Source organism: Sphingomonas sp. GW821-FHT12D09, assembly GCF_058807215.1.
This window is the reverse complement of record NZ_JBXAQL010000003.1, coordinates 453,959-468,422: the sequence shown is the minus strand read 5'-3', so window position 1 is coordinate 468,422 and position 14,464 is coordinate 453,959. Positions and strand designations below refer to the sequence as shown.

At 66.9% G+C, this 14,464-nt stretch carries 16 protein-coding genes; 10 read left to right on the top strand and 6 right to left on the bottom strand.

All coding sequences use genetic code 11. From position 1 onward, the window contains the following. The first annotated feature begins 2 nt into the window (after nt 1-2). On the top strand, nt 3-554 hold the full coding sequence (locus AC1RPL_RS15910) for a pyridoxamine 5'-phosphate oxidase family protein (protein ID WP_493070514.1): 552 nt from the start codon (nt 3-5) through the stop codon (nt 552-554). Continuing rightward, nucleotides 554-757: a putative signal transducing protein gene (locus tag AC1RPL_RS15905; RefSeq protein WP_493070512.1), complete on the top strand. Its 204-nt coding sequence runs from the start codon at nt 554-556 to the stop codon at nt 755-757. The genes AC1RPL_RS15910 and AC1RPL_RS15905 overlap by 1 nt, the downstream gene beginning before the upstream one ends. Here the strand turns inward: AC1RPL_RS15905 and AC1RPL_RS15900 are convergent. Then, the gene (locus AC1RPL_RS15900) at nt 754-1,353 is read right to left on the bottom strand and encodes a TetR/AcrR family transcriptional regulator (RefSeq protein ID WP_493070510.1); all 600 of its coding nucleotides are present in this window, start codon (nt 1,351-1,353) and stop codon (nt 754-756) included. The genes AC1RPL_RS15905 and AC1RPL_RS15900 overlap by 4 nt on opposite strands. Nucleotides 1,354-1,413: 60 nt before the next feature. On the opposite strand from AC1RPL_RS15900, the gene AC1RPL_RS15895 reads away from it, so the two are divergent. The 5 genes from AC1RPL_RS15895 (at nt 1,414) to AC1RPL_RS15875 (ending at nt 6,380) form a co-directional block, all read left to right on the top strand. Continuing rightward, a complete protein-coding gene (locus tag AC1RPL_RS15895) occupies nt 1,414-2,028 on the top strand; it encodes a glutathione binding-like protein (protein ID WP_493070508.1) in 615 nt (204 codons plus the stop codon). A 123-nt stretch (nt 2,029-2,151) separates the two neighbouring features. Then, nucleotides 2,152-3,315 carry a lycopene beta-cyclase CrtY gene (gene crtY / locus AC1RPL_RS15890; RefSeq protein WP_493070507.1) on the top strand — a complete coding sequence of 388 codons (1,164 nt, stop codon included), beginning with the start codon at nt 2,152-2,154 and terminating at the stop codon, nt 3,313-3,315. Next, entirely contained in the window at nt 3,312-4,790 is a 1,479-nt protein-coding gene (locus AC1RPL_RS15885; protein WP_493070505.1) for a phytoene desaturase, read from the top strand. The genes crtY and AC1RPL_RS15885 overlap by 4 nt, the downstream gene beginning before the upstream one ends. A gap of 67 nt (nt 4,791-4,857) precedes the next feature. Beyond that, complete coding sequence (locus AC1RPL_RS15880) at nt 4,858-5,439, top strand: LOG family protein (RefSeq protein ID WP_493070503.1); 582 nt, start codon at nt 4,858-4,860, stop codon at nt 5,437-5,439. Further along, the gene (locus AC1RPL_RS15875; protein WP_493070501.1) at nt 5,436-6,380 is read left to right on the top strand and encodes a phytoene/squalene synthase family protein; all 945 of its coding nucleotides are present in this window, start codon (nt 5,436-5,438) and stop codon (nt 6,378-6,380) included. Before AC1RPL_RS15880 ends, AC1RPL_RS15875 begins: the two co-directional genes overlap by 4 nt. A 9-nt stretch (nt 6,381-6,389) precedes the next feature. Here AC1RPL_RS15875 and AC1RPL_RS15870 read toward each other — a convergent pair whose 3' ends face one another. Both AC1RPL_RS15870 and AC1RPL_RS15865 read right to left on the bottom strand, forming a co-directional pair. Then, a complete protein-coding gene (locus AC1RPL_RS15870) occupies nt 6,390-6,734 on the bottom strand; it encodes a hypothetical protein (RefSeq protein ID WP_493070500.1) in 345 nt (114 codons plus the stop codon). Nucleotides 6,735-6,792: 58 nt separating this feature from the next. Further along, nucleotides 6,793-7,032, bottom strand: a complete 240-nt coding sequence (locus AC1RPL_RS15865; protein WP_493070499.1) for a hypothetical protein — start codon at nt 7,030-7,032, stop codon at nt 6,793-6,795. Nucleotides 7,033-7,114: 82 nt separating this feature from the next. Between AC1RPL_RS15865 and AC1RPL_RS15860 the strand changes: the two genes are divergently transcribed. Both AC1RPL_RS15860 and AC1RPL_RS15855 read left to right on the top strand, forming a co-directional pair. Beyond that, nucleotides 7,115-8,941: an ABCB family ABC transporter ATP-binding protein/permease gene (locus AC1RPL_RS15860; RefSeq protein ID WP_493070498.1), complete on the top strand. Its 1,827-nt coding sequence runs from the start codon at nt 7,115-7,117 to the stop codon at nt 8,939-8,941. An 8-nt stretch (nt 8,942-8,949) separates the two neighbouring features. Next, nucleotides 8,950-9,879: an alpha/beta fold hydrolase gene (locus tag AC1RPL_RS15855; protein WP_493070497.1), complete on the top strand. Its 930-nt coding sequence runs from the start codon at nt 8,950-8,952 to the stop codon at nt 9,877-9,879. On the opposite strand, the gene AC1RPL_RS15850 is transcribed toward AC1RPL_RS15855, so the two are convergent. The 3 genes from AC1RPL_RS15850 to AC1RPL_RS15840 form a co-directional block, all read right to left on the bottom strand. Beyond that, nucleotides 9,866-10,735, bottom strand: coding sequence for a hypothetical protein (locus AC1RPL_RS15850; protein WP_493070496.1), 870 nt, complete (start codon nt 10,733-10,735; stop codon nt 9,866-9,868). The two genes, AC1RPL_RS15855 and AC1RPL_RS15850, sit on opposite strands and share 14 nt — an antisense overlap. Before the next feature lie 63 nt (nt 10,736-10,798). Beyond that, complete coding sequence (locus tag AC1RPL_RS15845; RefSeq protein WP_493070495.1) at nt 10,799-12,256, bottom strand: helicase HerA domain-containing protein; 1,458 nt, start codon at nt 12,254-12,256, stop codon at nt 10,799-10,801. Nucleotides 12,257-12,425: 169 nt separating this feature from the next. After that, nucleotides 12,426-13,796, bottom strand: a complete 1,371-nt coding sequence (locus tag AC1RPL_RS15840) for a glycoside hydrolase family 47 protein (protein ID WP_493070494.1) — start codon at nt 13,794-13,796, stop codon at nt 12,426-12,428. 100 nt (nt 13,797-13,896) lie between these two features. Between AC1RPL_RS15840 and AC1RPL_RS15835 the strand changes: the two genes are divergently transcribed. Continuing rightward, nucleotides 13,897-14,427 (top strand): hypothetical protein, encoded by a 531-nt coding sequence (locus tag AC1RPL_RS15835; protein ID WP_493070493.1) that lies wholly within the window; start codon nt 13,897-13,899, stop codon nt 14,425-14,427. Nucleotides 14,428-14,464: the final 37 nt, after the last annotated feature.

The following is a 14,464-nucleotide window of genomic DNA, read 5'->3' as shown; positions in this document are numbered from 1 at the left end:
CCATGGCCAAATTCTTCGACGCGATCGACGAAGAACAGGCGGCCTTCATCACGCGCCAGCCGATGTTCTTCGTCGCCACCGCCGCGGCGGAGAGCCGGATCAATCTCAGCCCCAAGGGCATGGACAGCTTTCGTGTGCTCGGTCCGAGCCGTGTCGCCTGGCTCGATGTCGCCGGATCGGGCAACGAGACGCACGCGCATCTCGTCGCGGACGGGCGCGTGACCATCCTGTTCTGCGCCTTCGAGAACCCCGCCCTGATCCTGCGCCTCTATGGCCGGGGCGTGCCGGTGCTGCCCCAGGATGCGGGCTGGGCGGCGCTGGCCGGGCATTTCGCGCTGCTGCCTGGCACCCGCCAGATCTTCGACATGCGAGTGGAGAGCGTCCAGACCGCGTGCGGCTGGGGCGTGCCGCACATGCGCTTCGAACGCGAGCGCGAGACGCTCAGCAAATATCATGCGGGCCACGATCCCGAAGTCCGCTTCGCCAAATATGCGGTGCGCACCCATAGCATCGACGGGCTTCCCGTCCGCAACCCCACCCAGGAGCCCGGCTGATGGCACTTGTCGAACTCGGCCGCTTCGATCGGCAGCTGGCCTTCATCGTCCAGGGGCGGCTGGAGGATGAGGAGATCCCCAGCTTCGTGTTCGATGCCGGCGCCAGCATCGCCGACGGCTCGTATCTGCTGATCCCGGTGCGGGTGATGGTCGACGAGGAGGACCTGGATCGTGCTCGCGCGATCGTGGAGGCGGCGGCCTAGCCCAGCAGCAGCGCCGTCGCCTTCTTGGCGATCGCGATCAGCTCGGCGCGCGGCGTGCCGGCGCGGGCGCGGGTGCTCAGCGAATGGATCACCGAGGACGCGATCTGTGCATCGCCGCGCGGATCCTCGCTCCCCGCCTCAAGCATCAATTTCTCGATCCACGCGTCCTGCAGCGCGACGAAACCGGCAAGTGCGGCACGGATTTCGGGATCGGTCACGGCCTCGGTCGCCGCAGTATTCACCGCGATACAGCCCGAAGGCCCGTCCTCGCCAGTCAGGAACCCTTCGAGCGCGCCGAGGAACAGCGCCTTGAGCATCTTCTCGGGCGGGAACTTAGCTTTGTACAGCGTCGCGAAGGTCGCGTCGACGCTGGCATGGGTGCGCGCGAGGCCGGCCAGGTACAGCGCCTTCTTGTCCCCGAACGTCGCATAGAGGCTCGGCCGGTTGACTCCCGTCGCCTCGGCCAGGTCGTCGAGCGAGGTGTTGGAATAGCCGAGCGTGCGGAAGCGCTGGAGCGCGGCGCGCAGCACCGCGTCCTCATCGAACTTGCGCGGCCGTCCGCGTCCCCGCGGGGCTATTTTTGTATCGTTTCGCATTATATTCCTTGACCCACTCAATTTAGTGCGAGATCGTACAAAATACAAGGGAGACTCGCCATGAAGTTGTATTTCACTCCTTTCGCCTGCTCGCTCGCTGCGCGTATCGCGCTGGAAGAAGCCGGGCTCGATGCCGAATTCGTCCAGGTGCCCAAGGATCTGCGCCTGCCCGATGGGCGCGACTTCACCGAGATCTCGCCAATGGGCTATGTCCCGGCGATCGAGACCGCGAACGGCTTCGTCCTCACCGAAGGGCCGGCGGTGCTTACTTATATCGCCGAGCTGGCGCCCGAGGGGGCGCTGAGCTTCACCGGCTTTTCCGACGGGCATTACCGCATGCTCGCCTGGCTTAACTTCGTCGCGACCGAGCTGCACAAGGCAGTCTATATGCCGATCCTCGGCAAGGGCTATGGTGAGGCCGATCAGGACGCCGCCCGCGCCCGGCATGCCAAGCCCTTTGCGGTGCTGTCGAAGCATCTCGAGGGCCGTGAGTTCCTCGACGATCGCTTCACCGTGGCCGATGCCTATCTGCTCGCCGTGCTCAACTGGAGCGAATTCACCAAGGTGCCGATCACCGACTGGCCGGTGCTTGCGGCGTACCGGGAACGCCTGCGCGCCCGCCCGGCCGTGGCGCGCGCGATGGCCGCCGAATGGCCGCTGCTCAAGGCCGCCTGACCTTATTTCAGCCTCCGGGTGCGGCCGCATCATCGCCGCTCCCGCCACACCTGCCCCTTCCGTCTCGTACGGAAGGGGTATTTTTGTTGGAATCGTGCGAATCGCTGGGTTAGGCATCGGCGCATGCCCGCAACGATCAACTGTGACGTGGCGATTGTCGGCGGGGGATTGGCCGGCGGCTTGATCGCGCTCGCGCTGCGCCGGAAGCGTCCGGACTGCGATGTCCGTATCATCGAAGGCGGCAGCCGGATCGGCGGCAATCATCTATGGTCGTTCTTCGCCACCGATATCGCGGCGGCGGACCGCTGGCTCACCGCGCCGCTGATCGGTCATGGCTGGCGCAGCTATGACGTCGCCTTTCCCGAAGTCTCTCGCACGCTGCGGCAGGGCTATTATTCGATCGAATCGCGCCGGCTCGACCAGGTCGTTCGCGCCGATCTGCCTGAACAGGCGGTGATGACCCGGCGCAAGGTGCTTGCCGCCAGCCCCAACGCCGTGGTCCTCGCCGATGGCGATCGGATCGAGGCCAAGGGCGTGATCGATTGCCGCGGCGTGGCCGACATGGCCGCGCTCAATTGCGGCTGGCAGAAATTCTATGGCCGCGAGCTCCAGCTTGCGGCGGCGCACGACCTCGAGCGCCCGATGATCATGGACGCCAAGGTCGAGCAAGTGGACGGCTATCGCTTCGTCTATGCGCTGCCCTTCTCGCCCACCTGTGTCTTCGTCGAGGACACCTATTACAGCGACACCCCCGATCTCGATCCCGAAACGCTCGGCACGCGTCTCGATGCCTATGCCGAAACCAGCAACTGGCAGGTGTACCGCATCGTCCGCGAAGAAGGCGGCGCGCTTCCCGTGGTGATGGGAGGCGATTTCGAATCCTACTGGCAGGCCGGCGGCAACAAGGTCGCCAAGGCGGGTGCGCGCGCCGGGCTGTTCCACCCGCTCACCAGCTATGCGCTGCCCGACGCGGTGCGCACCGCCACGCTCGTCGCCGCGGCAAGCGACCTGAGCGGCGCCGCGCTCCACCGGCTTCTCCACGATTTCGCACGATCGACATGGCGCCGCCGCCGCTTCTACCGCATGCTGGCCGCCATGTTGTTCAAGGCCGCCGAACCCCAGGAGCGTTACCGCATTCTCCAGCGTTTCTACCAGCTCGATCCCCAGCTGATCGGGCGCTTCTATGCCGGGCACTCCACCCTGTTCGATCAGCTGCGGATCGTTTCCGGCAAGCCACCCGTTCCGATCGGCAAGGCGGTTGCGGCAATTCGGGGGTCTTTCCAGTGAAACGTGCGGCAGTAATAGGCGCCGGCCTAGGCGGGCTAGCGCTCGCGATCCGGCTGCAATCGGCGGGCGTCGATACGGTAGTGCTGGAGGCGCGCGACAAGCCCGGCGGCCGTGCCTATTTCTGGGAAAAGGACGGCTTCACCTTCGATGCCGGCCCGACCGTGATCACCGCGCCCGAGACGCTGGAGGAGCTGTGGCAGCTTTCCGGCCACCGCATGTCGGACGACGTGAAGCTGAAGCCGGTCACGCCCTTTTATCGGCTGTCCTGGCCCGACGGCACGCGTTTCGACTATTCGAACGACGATCACCAGCTCGCCGCCGAGATCGCGCGGCTGGAGCCGCAGGACGTCGCCGGATACGGCCGTTTCCTCGAATATGCCGCCGGCGTGTACGAGGAAGGCTATGTGAAGCTCGGCCATGTCGCGTTCCAGGACTTCATGTCGATGGTCCGCGCCGCGCCCGCGCTGGCGAAGTACGGCGCCTGGCGCTCGGTCTATTCCAAGGTCGCCAGTTTCATCCGCAACGAGAAGCTCCGCCAGGCCTTCTCCTTCCACACGCTGCTCGTCGGCGGCAATCCGATGACCGCGAGTTCGATCTACGCGCTGATCCACCAGCTCGAGCGCAAGAGCGGTGTCTGGTGGGCGGAGGGCGGCACCAACCAGCTCGTCGCCGCCATGGTCCGCCATTTCGAGCGATTGGGCGGCGAGCTGCGCCTGGGCGATCCGGTCACCGCGATAGACACGCTGGGCGATCTCGTCACCGGCGTGCGCACCGCCAGCGGATACGCACTGCAAGTTGATGCCGTCGCCTGCAATTCGGATGTCGTCCACAGCTACCGCGACCTGCTCAAGGGTTCGCGCTCGAGCCAGCGCGCCGCGCAAAGCCTCCAGCGCAAGCGCTTCTCGCCTTCGCTGTTCGTCGTCCATTTCGGCGTGCGCGGTACCTTCCCGAACATCGCGCACCATTCGATCCTGTTCGGCCCGCGCTATCAGGGCCTGCTCACCGACATCTTCGACAATGGCGTGCTGAGCGAGGATTTCTCGCTCTATCTCCATCACCCCAGCGCCAGCGATCCCTCGATGGCGCCCGAAGGCCATTCGACCTTCTACGCGCTGTGCCCAGTGCCGCATCTCGGCAAGTTCCCGGCCGACTGGAGCGAAGTCGGCCCGGTGCTGGAGGAGCGCATTCTCGCCGAAGTGCAGCGCCGGCTGATCCCCGATCTCAAGGACCGGATCGTCACCAGGTTCAGCTACGCGCCGCCCGATTTCCGCGACGATCTCGCCGCGCATCTGGGGTCTGCCTTCAGCCTCGAGCCGATCCTCACCCAGAGCGCCTGGTTCCGCACCCACAACCGCGACGACGCGATCCACAATTTGTTCTTCGTCGGTGCCGGCACGCATCCGGGCGCCGGCATCCCAGGCGTGGTCGGCAGCGCCAAGGCGACCGCGGGGCTGATGCTGGGAGAGGGCAAGTGACCGGCTTGCCCCACGACGCGTTCTGGCCGAAGGCGGGCCGAACCATGGGCATCGGGAAGATCGAGAAATGAAGCGCGTCGCAGTCTATTGCGGTTCGGCCACCCCGGCCGACCCCGTCTATATCGAGGCCGCGCGCCATGTCGGCCGCACGCTGGCCGAGCGCGGCATCGGTGTCGTCTATGGCGGTGGCAAGCTCGGGCTGATGGGCGCGGTGGCGGATTCGGCGCTGGCGGCCGGCGGCGAAGTGATCGGCATCATCCCCGAGCTGCTGGTCAATGCCGAAGTCGCGCATCGTGGCTGCACCGAGCTCCACGTCGTCGGCACGATGCACGAGCGCAAGGCGCGCTTCACCGAGTTGGCGAACGGCTTCGTCAACCTGCCCGGCGGCACTGGCACGATGGATGAATTGTGGGAAGCGCTGAGCTGGGCCCAGCTCGGCTATCACAGCGATCCGGTCGGCCTGCTCAACATCGCCGGCTATTACGACAAGCTCGTCGATTTCTGGGAGCATATGGGCGCGGTCGGCTTTGTCCGCCCGCAGCACCAGAACATGCTGATCGTCGACACGACGCTGGAGGGCCTGCTCGACAAGATGGCCGCCGCCCAGCCGATCGAGACGATCGTCCGCATGAAGCGCGACGATCTGTGAGCGGGCTGCTTCCTTCGCGTGCCGCGATTGTCGCGACGGCGCAGGAAGCGATTGCGCGCGGCTCGGGCAGCTTCGCCGCTGCCAGCAAGCTGTTCGACAAGCAGACCCGCGAACGCGCTTGGCTGCTCTATGCCTGGTGCCGCGCCTGCGACGATCTCGCTGACGGGCAGGATTTCGGCCATGACGCCAGCGATGCCGATCCCGAGGCCGGCCTCGCCCGCATCCGGCTGCTCACGGAAGCGGCGCTGGCGGGCCAATGGATCGGCGATCCCGCCTTCGACGCGCTGCGCATCGTCGCTGCCGAAGCCGATCTTCCGCACCGCTATATCTGGGACGTGGTCGATGGCTTCGCCCTCGACGCCGCCGAATGGGGGCCGCGCCACGAGGACGACCTCTATCGCTACGCCTATCATGTCGCCGGCGCCGTCGGCTGCTTGATGGCGGTGATCATGGGCGTCTCGCCCGAGGACGAAGCGACTCTAGACCGCGCCTGTGACCTCGGCATCGCCTTCCAGCTCGCCAATATCGCCCGCGATATCGAGGCGGATGACCGGATGGGCCGCTGCTATCTGCCCCAGGACTGGCTGACAGAGATGGATATCCCACCGGGCCAGCACATGAAGCCGCCCTTCCGCCAGCGCCTCGCCGTGCTCGCGATGCGGCTGACCAGCGGCGCGGCGGACTATGCGGAGAGCGCGAGGGCAGGCACGCCTGCGCTCGGCTTCCGTTCGGCCTGGGCGGTGCTCGCCGCGGCCGGCATCTATGGAGATATCGCGCTGAAGGTCCTGGCGCGCGGCGAGCGTGCCTGGGATCACCGCGTCACCACGTCGCGCTTCGAGAAGCTCCGCTGGATCGCCCGGTCCTGGTGGCAGGCGCTGCGTAGGCGGGACCGCTATCCCGCCATGCCCCGCGATCCCGATCTTTGGACGCGGCCCAGATAATCCGGCGCGTTAAGCGGGCCGCGCCACTCCCGAAACCACGACGCCGGCAAGCAAGGGTGCCGCAACCGCCGCGATCTGCATCCATAGCGGATGGGGGCTGATCAGGCTGCTCGCCAGCGCATAGCCGACGCCGATTGCCGCGATGATCCAGCCGCTGATTGGCCACTCGCCCAGGCGCACCGCTGCCACCCCGCCGGCAAGCGCACCCAGCGCCCAGCCTCCAACCACCGCCGCCTGCGGCGTGTCGGCGATGAAATTATCAGGAAGCGCGTATCGGGCGCCCAGCCAGTTCAAACCCAAGATGACGGCCCCGCCCACGACCAGGCCGATTGCCAACCCAAGCAGTTGCTTCATTCCGTTTCCCCCCGGAACAGTTTCGCATCTGCAACATAATTGAAATGGGAGGGAGGTGCTAGCGGCCTTTGCCGTCCGCTTTCGGAGCAGCCTGGCGCGCAATTTCCGGGGTCTGGCGCTGGCAGGCGCCGGCGATCACCGGGAAGTCGAGATCGGTGTTGCGCTGCAGCGCGCCGGCCATCGCCTCCTGGCAGCTGGCATAGCTTGTGTAGCGTGCCGGCTCGATCCGTTTCTGCCGACAATCGATGTTGTCGTCGCTGCAACCCATGATCGCCAAGAGATAGAAGACCTGATCCATTCGCCGCGTCCTTCCAAAGGTTAACAACACGCGCGGCGGCCAACCGTTGCATCGTGACGGCAGGAGCCCCAATTTAGCGGCAATGGCTTCCACACCCGATGCACCCGCCGGCGAGCGCCCGATGCTCGCGACGCTGCGGCGTTTCCTTCCCTATCTCTGGCCGCGCCACGCGCCGGGGCTTCGCGCGCGCATCGTCATCGCGCTGCTGCTCGTGGTCTGCTCGAAGCTGGTCCAGGTCTTCGGCGCCCCGTTCGCGCTCCAGGGCGCGATCGATGCGATGGCAGGCGGCTCGCGCGACGCGGTCTGGTTCGTCATCGCGCTGGTCGCCGGCTATGCGCTCGCGCGGCTGGGCACCGTGCTGTTCGACAACCTTCGCAACGCGGTGTTCGAGCGGGTGGGGCAGGACGCGACTCGCCGTCTCGCCGCCGACGTCTTCCGCCACCTTCACCAGCTTAGCCTGCGCTTCCACCTGGAGCGGCGCACCGGCGCCGTCACCAAGACCGTCGAGCGCGGCACCAAGAGCATCGATACGATGCTCTATTTCCTGCTGTTCAACATCGCCCCGACGATCCTCGAACTGGTGCTCGTCATCGGCATCTTCTGGGTGAAGTTCGATCCCTGGCTGATCGCCGGCACGGTGGCGATGGTAGTGGTCTATATCGGCTTCACCCGCATGGTGACCGATTGGCGCTCGAAGCTGCGCGAGAAGATGAACGATCTCGACACCGGCGCGGTCGCGCATGCGGTGGATTCGCTGCTCAACTTCGAGACGGTGAAATATTTCAACGCCGAGGAGCGCGAGGCCACCCGCTACGAGAATGCGGTCACTGCCTATGCCAAGGCGGCGACGGTCAGCGAGAACAGCCTGGCCTGGCTCAATATCGGCCAGGCAGTGATCACCAACACGATGCTCGGCGCGGGCATGGCGCTGATCGTCTATGGCTGGTCGCAGGCACGCTTCACGCCGGGTGACGTGATGTTGGTCTCGACGCTGCTCAGCCAGCTCTTCCGCCCGCTCGACATGCTCGGCTGGGTCTATCGCACCATTCGCCAGGGCGTGATCGACATGGGCGCGATGTTCGACCTGCTCGATGCCAATGCGGAGGTGCAGGATGCAGCCAATGCAGTGCCGCTCGCCATCGCCAGCGGGCATGTCCGCTTCGAGGGCGTGCATTTCGCTTATGATCCGGATCGCGAGATCCTGAAGGGCATCGATCTCGATATCCCGGCCGGCAGCACCGTCGCGGTGGTCGGTCCCTCGGGCGCCGGCAAGTCGACGCTCGCCCGGCTGATGTACCGCTTCTACGACGTCACCGGCGGCCGCATCACCATCGACGGGCAGGACATCCGCGACGTGACCCAATCGTCGCTGCGCGGGAGCATCGGCATCGTTCCCCAGGACACGGTGCTGTTCAACGACACGATCGGCTACAACATCGCCTATGGCCGCGAAGGCGCGGGCAGTGACGAGATCGCGTCGGCCGCCCGCGGTGCCGCGATCGCCGGCTTCATCCAGGCGCTGCCTCAGGGCTTCGAGACACGGGTGGGCGAGCGCGGATTGAAGCTCTCCGGCGGTGAAAAGCAGCGCGTTGCGATCGCCCGGACGCTGGTGAAGAACCCGCCGATCCTGATCCTCGACGAAGCGACCAGCGCGCTCGACAGCCGGACCGAGGCCGATATCCAGGCGACGCTCGAGGCGATCGAGCATGGCCGCACCACCATCGTCATCGCGCACCGCCTCTCGACGGTGGTCCATGCCGATCGCATCGTCGTGCTCGAGGCGGGCCGCGTCGCCGAGCAGGGTACGCACGCCCAGCTCTTGCGCAAACAGGGTCTCTATGCCGAGATGTGGGCACGGCAGGCGCAGGAGCGCGCGGCCGAAGGCGGCGAGGAGGTCCCCGCCGAATAGGAGGGGCAATGATCTGGTTCTTGGTTGCGCTGGCGGTCGTGGTCGCGGCGCTCGTCCTCTGGTCCGCCTATGTCTCGCGCGGAGTCGAGCGCTGGGTGCCGATGGACGGGCGGCAGGTCGAAGTGCCCGGCGTGCGCGTCCATGTCGTCGAGATGGGCGCGGCAGACGCGCCGGCGATCGTGATGATCCACGGCATCATGAGCCAGCTGCGCGTCTTCACCTATGCGCTGGCCGGCAAGCTCGCCACCGACCACCGGGTGATCGTGATCGACCGCCCCGGCTGGGGCTATTCCACGCTCACCGGCCCCAGGCTCGACATTCCGGGCCAGGCCGATGCCATCGCCGCTGCGATCCGTGCGCTCGGCCTCGATAAACCGCTGCTGGTCGGCCATTCGATGGGCGGCGCGGTGAGCCTGGCCCTGGCGCTGCGCCATCCGGACCTGGTCCGCGGCCTCGGCCTGATCGCCCCCTATACCCAGCCGGTCGATACCCCGCCCGAGCCCTTGAAGGGCCTGGTCGTCCCCGCCTGGCTCCGCCCGCCGATCGCCTGGACGATCGCGGTGCCGCTTTCGATGCGCACCGGCAAGGCCAAGACCGTGGCGATCTTCGCGCCCGATCCGGTGCCGGAGGATTTCGCGATTCGGGCTGGCGGCGCGCTCGCCATCCGGCCGGCAAGCTTCCAGATGGGCTGCTACGAACTAGAAAAGGCACCCGAAGGCGTGAACGCCCAGGCGGGCCGCTATGGCGAGATCAGCATGCCGGTCGCCATCCTCTATGGCCGCCAGGATGCGCTGCTCGATCCCGAACTGCACGGCGGCAAGACTGCCTCCGACGTCCAGAACGGCCATGTCGAATATCTCGACGGCGGCCACATGCTCCCGCTGACGCATGTCGACGTCACCGAAGCCTGGCTGCGGCGCGTGGCTAGCGGCAGCTGAGCGTCACCGTCTTTCCCGGCTTGTCGAAGAGGATCGAGGAGCAGCCGGCCAGCGCATCGCGGCCGATCTCAAGCAGATAGCGCTGCTTGCCCTTGGGCTTGGCGCCGGTGACGACGATCTCGTCGGGATCGGCTTCGGGCGCGTCGGCGTCGCGGATCGCCGCGGCGCTGCCGAAGTCGCTGGTCCGCACGAACAGCCGGTCGAGCGCCAGCGGACCAATGGCAAGCGGGCGCGCGAGCGTCACGGCGCGCACCGGCCGCTGCACGCCCAACCGGATCGGCATCGTCTCGCCCGCACCGGTGAAGCTGCCATCCCGTGCTGCGGCGATCGCAGCGCCGGCTGCCGCCGTGGCGATCGTCCGGGTACGGGCGAGCGCGAACAGGATGCGGATCTTCTGCGTGCCGACCTGCATCTCGCTGCCCATGCCGAGATAGCCGAAATCGGCGAGCGGCAGCGCGATCCGCCGCTCGCCCGGCGCGTCGGCGCGCAGGACGAAGCGGATGCGGTCATCGGGCAGGCCGCCGGGCCCGATCGTGCCATCGGCGTCCGCGGCATAGGGGGCGTCGAACCAGGTCACGCGCCGCTTGAACTCGCCCTGTCCCAGGTCCAGCCGCACCACTGCCGAGCGGCCATGGACCCGCACCGGCCCGATCCCCGCCATCGTGCCGAACGGGCCGGCACGCAGCCCGGCCTTCTCCGCCAAATCGGGGTTGAGCACCGGCATCGACGGGGCACCCGGATCGATGCGCAGCTGCGCCCGGGTACCCTGAATGGTGGCCGGCACCGGCGCATCGGCGACGATGCGCTCGCCATCGGCAGCGAGCAGGAGCATGGCGGCAAGCGCGACGGATTTCATCAAGGACCCTCCCTCGCCCAATCTCCTGCGCGAAGGCGGCGGGAGCGTGGCGGAAAGCCGGCCTCAGCCGCCTTCGGAGGGTTGGGTGGTCCAGCCGAGCTGCGGGATCGTGATCGAGCGCTTTCCGGAAAGGTCGGTGCGCGTCACGAACAGCTCGCGGCTCTCGATATATTGCAGCAGCCTGCGGGCGCGGCCCAGCGAGCTGGTACCATAGGTCGCCGCGATCTCGCCGTCGCTCGGACAAGGGGCGCCTTCGCGCGCCGCGCGGGCGACGAGCAGGAACGGTCCGAGCATATCGTCGGGCAGCGCGCGGGCGGCTTCGAGCGCCTGCGCCCATTCCTCGTCGGGGTCGCCGTGGATGCCGGCACGCGCGGCCGACAGCCGGCGGACGAATGCGGACAGATCGAGTGGTGGCCGAGCCAGCCCGACCATCCGGCAGCGCACCAGAAAGTCCTGATACAATACTGAAGGCGAACGATAGCTGCTTTCCGCGTCGCCGACGATGTCGCGCAGCACATCGGCGATCTTCTGCGCGGCTTCCTCGGGATCGACGTCCGGCACTTCCTCGCGCGCGGGCGTCGAGCGGGCCAGCGCCTCGAGCAACCGGTCCGACGCGAGTTGCGGCGCGGCGGTCGGCGTCGGCGGCGCGGGTGGGGTCCATTCGGGCTCGGCCGGCGCGAGCAGCAGGTCCTTCAATTCCGCCGAGGGCGCCTCGGGCAGCGGGGTCAGCTTGGGGCTGCCGCTGCGCGCGCTGGTCTCGACCGCGCCGATCTGCACCGAGATCGGCCGGCGCGAGACGGCGGGGCCAAGCGCCAGGAAATGCCCGCGCGCCAGGTCGCGGATCGCCTCGGCCTGGCGCCGCTCCATGCCGAGCAGGTCCGCGGCTCGCGCCATGTCGATGTCGAGAAAGGTGCGCCCCATCAGGAAGTTCGAGGCTTCGGCCGCGACATTCTTGGCGAGCTTGGCCAGCCGCTGGGTGGCGATCACGCCGGCCAGGCCGCGCTTGCGCCCGCGGCACATCAGGTTGGTCATCGCCGAGAGGGAAGCGCGCCGCACGTCTTCGGCAACCTCGCCGCCACCCGACGGCGCGAACAGCTGTGCTTCGTCGACCACGACCAGCGCGGGGTACCAATGGTCGCGCGGCGCATCGAACATCGCGTTGAGGAAGGCCGCGGCGCACTTCATCTGTCCCTCGGCCTCGAGCCCTTCCAGGCTGAGCACCACCGAGGCACGATGCTCGCGGATCCTTGTGGCGAAGCGCGCGATCTCGCGCTCGGAATAATCGGCCGCCTCGATCGAGATATGCCCGTATTTGTCGCTCAGCGTGACGAAGTCACCTTCGGGATCGATGATCACCTGCTGGACATGCCCGGCGCTGCGTTCGAGCAGGCGGCGCAGCAGGTGCGACTTGCCCGAACCCGAATTGCCCTGGACGAGCAGACGCGTCGCCAGCAACTCCTCGAGGTCCATGGACACGGCATCGCCCTTGCCGTCCACCCCCATGTCCACGCGCACAGTCATCCAGGGTGCTTTGGCCGATGGGAGGGGCGGGGGGAAGCTCGGTGCGGTGAAAAATTGTGGGCGATACGCTCGCGCAACTTTCCGTGACCCCGGCGAAAGCCGGGGCCTAGGGTTTCTCTGCCGTGTCGCTCTTGGCTCTGGGCCCCGGCTTTCGCCGGGATGACGGTTGTTATCGCTTGAACCCCAGCAGCACATTCCCCTCGGTCGAGAGATAGTTCGTCCGGTAATCGAAGCGCCGGCAATCAGCGAAGATCAGCCAGTAATATTTCATCTGCTCGGACCACCAATATCCCGGGCAATGATCCGCCTGCGCCTTGGTGGTGACATCGGCCATCACCGCATAGCCATAGGCCGCCTTGTTCCATTGCTGCATCGCGCGGAAATGCCGGGCGACCAGCGTGCGCCATTCTTCCTTGCCGTCGAGCAGCCAGTGATTGAACGCGGCATCGGCCAGTTCGGGGCGCAACGCATTGGTCTTGTACGTCGGCGCGCCCTTTTCCGGGTCATAGCCCTCGGGCAGGATGCCGTACCTGGCCTGCACCTTGTCCCAGCTGCGCGTATAGGCTTCGCCCACCGCCCGGTCGCCGCCTTGTGCCAGCAGCCCGCCATAGAAGGACGAAAGCTCGTCCTGCTCCCAGTTGATCCGCGCCGCGGTCTCGAAATCGACATCGACGAACCACAAATCGCCGTTCAGCGTGTTGCGCTGATGCTTGAGGATCGCTGCGGTGCACGCCTTGTACATGGCCAGGCAATCGCGGTCGCCGAGCAGCTGCCACCCATCCCAAAGATACTCGTAATAGCTGTCCGACGGCGGGCCGATCGTCGCGCGCCGGCTCTTCCATTCCCCGGTCATGCAATCGACCGCGTCGGGGATCAGCCCGATCTTCGAGCGCCGCTCGAACAGCGCGACCAGCGCTTTCTTCGAGGCGTCGAAATAGCGTGCGTCCCCGGTCAGCCGGCTCAGCATGCCGAACTCGGTGATGCAGCTGCCGATCTCGGCCGGGTTGGTCACCGGCCCGCGCAGCGCGCCGGTCTTGAGGTTGACGTAGCGATGCGGCAACCCGATCGGCGATGCGGTGAAAGCAGGCATCAGCCGGTCGGCCAGGTCCTTCGCCTTGGCGAGCAGCACCGGATCGCCGCCCGCGAGGTACCCCGAGAGCAGCCCGCCGACCAGCCGGATGATCGTCTCGAACACGGAGACTTCGCCGTCCACATCGAAATCCAGGTTTGCGTGGATCCAGTGCACCCCGTCCTTGAACTCGGCATCCAGCTCCATCAGCCACAGCGTGTCGAGCGCCTCGATCAGGCTCAGCCCGACATGCTGCCCCTTGATCGAAAAGCTCTCGGCACCGCCCGAGATCGGCAGGATCTGGTCCTTGCCCCAGGCTTTCTCGCGATAGTTCTGCCACGCCCAGCGCATCGCCTCGCGCACCTCGCCGCCCAGCGCGCGCCAATCCTCCTTCGCTGCGGCAGGCAAGGGGAGCAGCGCGGCGGCGCTCCCGGCGATCAGGCCGCGTCGGCCGATGCGGAATGCGTTCATGGGGTGCGAGGCTAGGCGAGCCCCTGCGTCGGTGCAAACCACACTTGCCCAGGTGTCGCCCCTGCCGGATACTCGCCGGGAACAGCGGGAGAGCAAAGCGATGCACAATTCGGTCGGAATCGTGGCGATGGCGGGAATGGTTGCGGCAATGCCGGCTGCGGCGCAGGAACAGCCGGTCGTTACCGTTGCGATCGGCGAATCGGTCTCGCTGTCGCTCGATGGCACGCCGCGCGTCACCGAACGCCAGCAGGGCAGGGCGCCTTCGCCGTTCGAAGCGCATGTGATCGCCATGGCGGCCGCCGCGATGTTCCCCAACGCCATGGGTCCCAATTCCGCCGACCTGCAATCCGACGGGATACCCCCCGAACCGATCGCGCCGAACAAGCTGGTGGTGCGCTTCTTCCCGGTGGGCAATGGCAAGGGCAGCCTGCTCGCGCTCACCAATGGCTATGACAAGGTCGTCGCCTATCGCGCGCGGATCACGGTGAAGGGCAAGAGCGACGCCACCGACGTCTGCACGCTGCTCCCTACCAAGCGTAGCTATGAGCATTGGCCTTATGCGATCGAGAAGATTGAGCTGACCGGCTTCGCCTTCGAAAGCTGGGACGGCGGGCGCCCGCGCTGCGAATAGCCTCGACTTTGGCACCCCGCCCCCGCTAACCGCCCGT

Coding starts and splice junctions, on each gene's coding strand:
- AC1RPL_RS15910 (WP_493070514.1), top strand. CDS start 3: ATGGCCAAATTCTTCGACGCGATCGACGAAGAACAGGCGGCCTTCATC.
- AC1RPL_RS15905 (WP_493070512.1), top strand. CDS start 554: ATGGCACTTGTCGAACTCGGCCGCTTCGATCGGCAGCTGGCCTTCATC.
- AC1RPL_RS15900 (WP_493070510.1), bottom strand. CDS start 1,353: ATGCGAAACGATACAAAAATAGCCCCGCGGGGACGCGGACGGCCGCGC.
- AC1RPL_RS15895 (WP_493070508.1), top strand. CDS start 1,414: ATGAAGTTGTATTTCACTCCTTTCGCCTGCTCGCTCGCTGCGCGTATC.
- crtY (WP_493070507.1), top strand. CDS start 2,152: ATGCCCGCAACGATCAACTGTGACGTGGCGATTGTCGGCGGGGGATTG.
- AC1RPL_RS15880 (WP_493070503.1), top strand. CDS start 4,858: ATGAAGCGCGTCGCAGTCTATTGCGGTTCGGCCACCCCGGCCGACCCC.
- AC1RPL_RS15870 (WP_493070500.1), bottom strand. CDS start 6,734: ATGAAGCAACTGCTTGGGTTGGCAATCGGCCTGGTCGTGGGCGGGGCC.
- AC1RPL_RS15865 (WP_493070499.1), bottom strand. CDS start 7,032: ATGGATCAGGTCTTCTATCTCTTGGCGATCATGGGTTGCAGCGACGAC.
- AC1RPL_RS15860 (WP_493070498.1), top strand. CDS start 7,115: ATGGCTTCCACACCCGATGCACCCGCCGGCGAGCGCCCGATGCTCGCG.
- AC1RPL_RS15855 (WP_493070497.1), top strand. CDS start 8,950: ATGATCTGGTTCTTGGTTGCGCTGGCGGTCGTGGTCGCGGCGCTCGTC.
- AC1RPL_RS15850 (WP_493070496.1), bottom strand. CDS start 10,735: ATGAAATCCGTCGCGCTTGCCGCCATGCTCCTGCTCGCTGCCGATGGC.
- AC1RPL_RS15845 (WP_493070495.1), bottom strand. CDS start 12,256: ATGACTGTGCGCGTGGACATGGGGGTGGACGGCAAGGGCGATGCCGTG.
- AC1RPL_RS15840 (WP_493070494.1), bottom strand. CDS start 13,796: ATGAACGCATTCCGCATCGGCCGACGCGGCCTGATCGCCGGGAGCGCC.
- AC1RPL_RS15835 (WP_493070493.1), top strand. CDS start 13,897: ATGCACAATTCGGTCGGAATCGTGGCGATGGCGGGAATGGTTGCGGCA.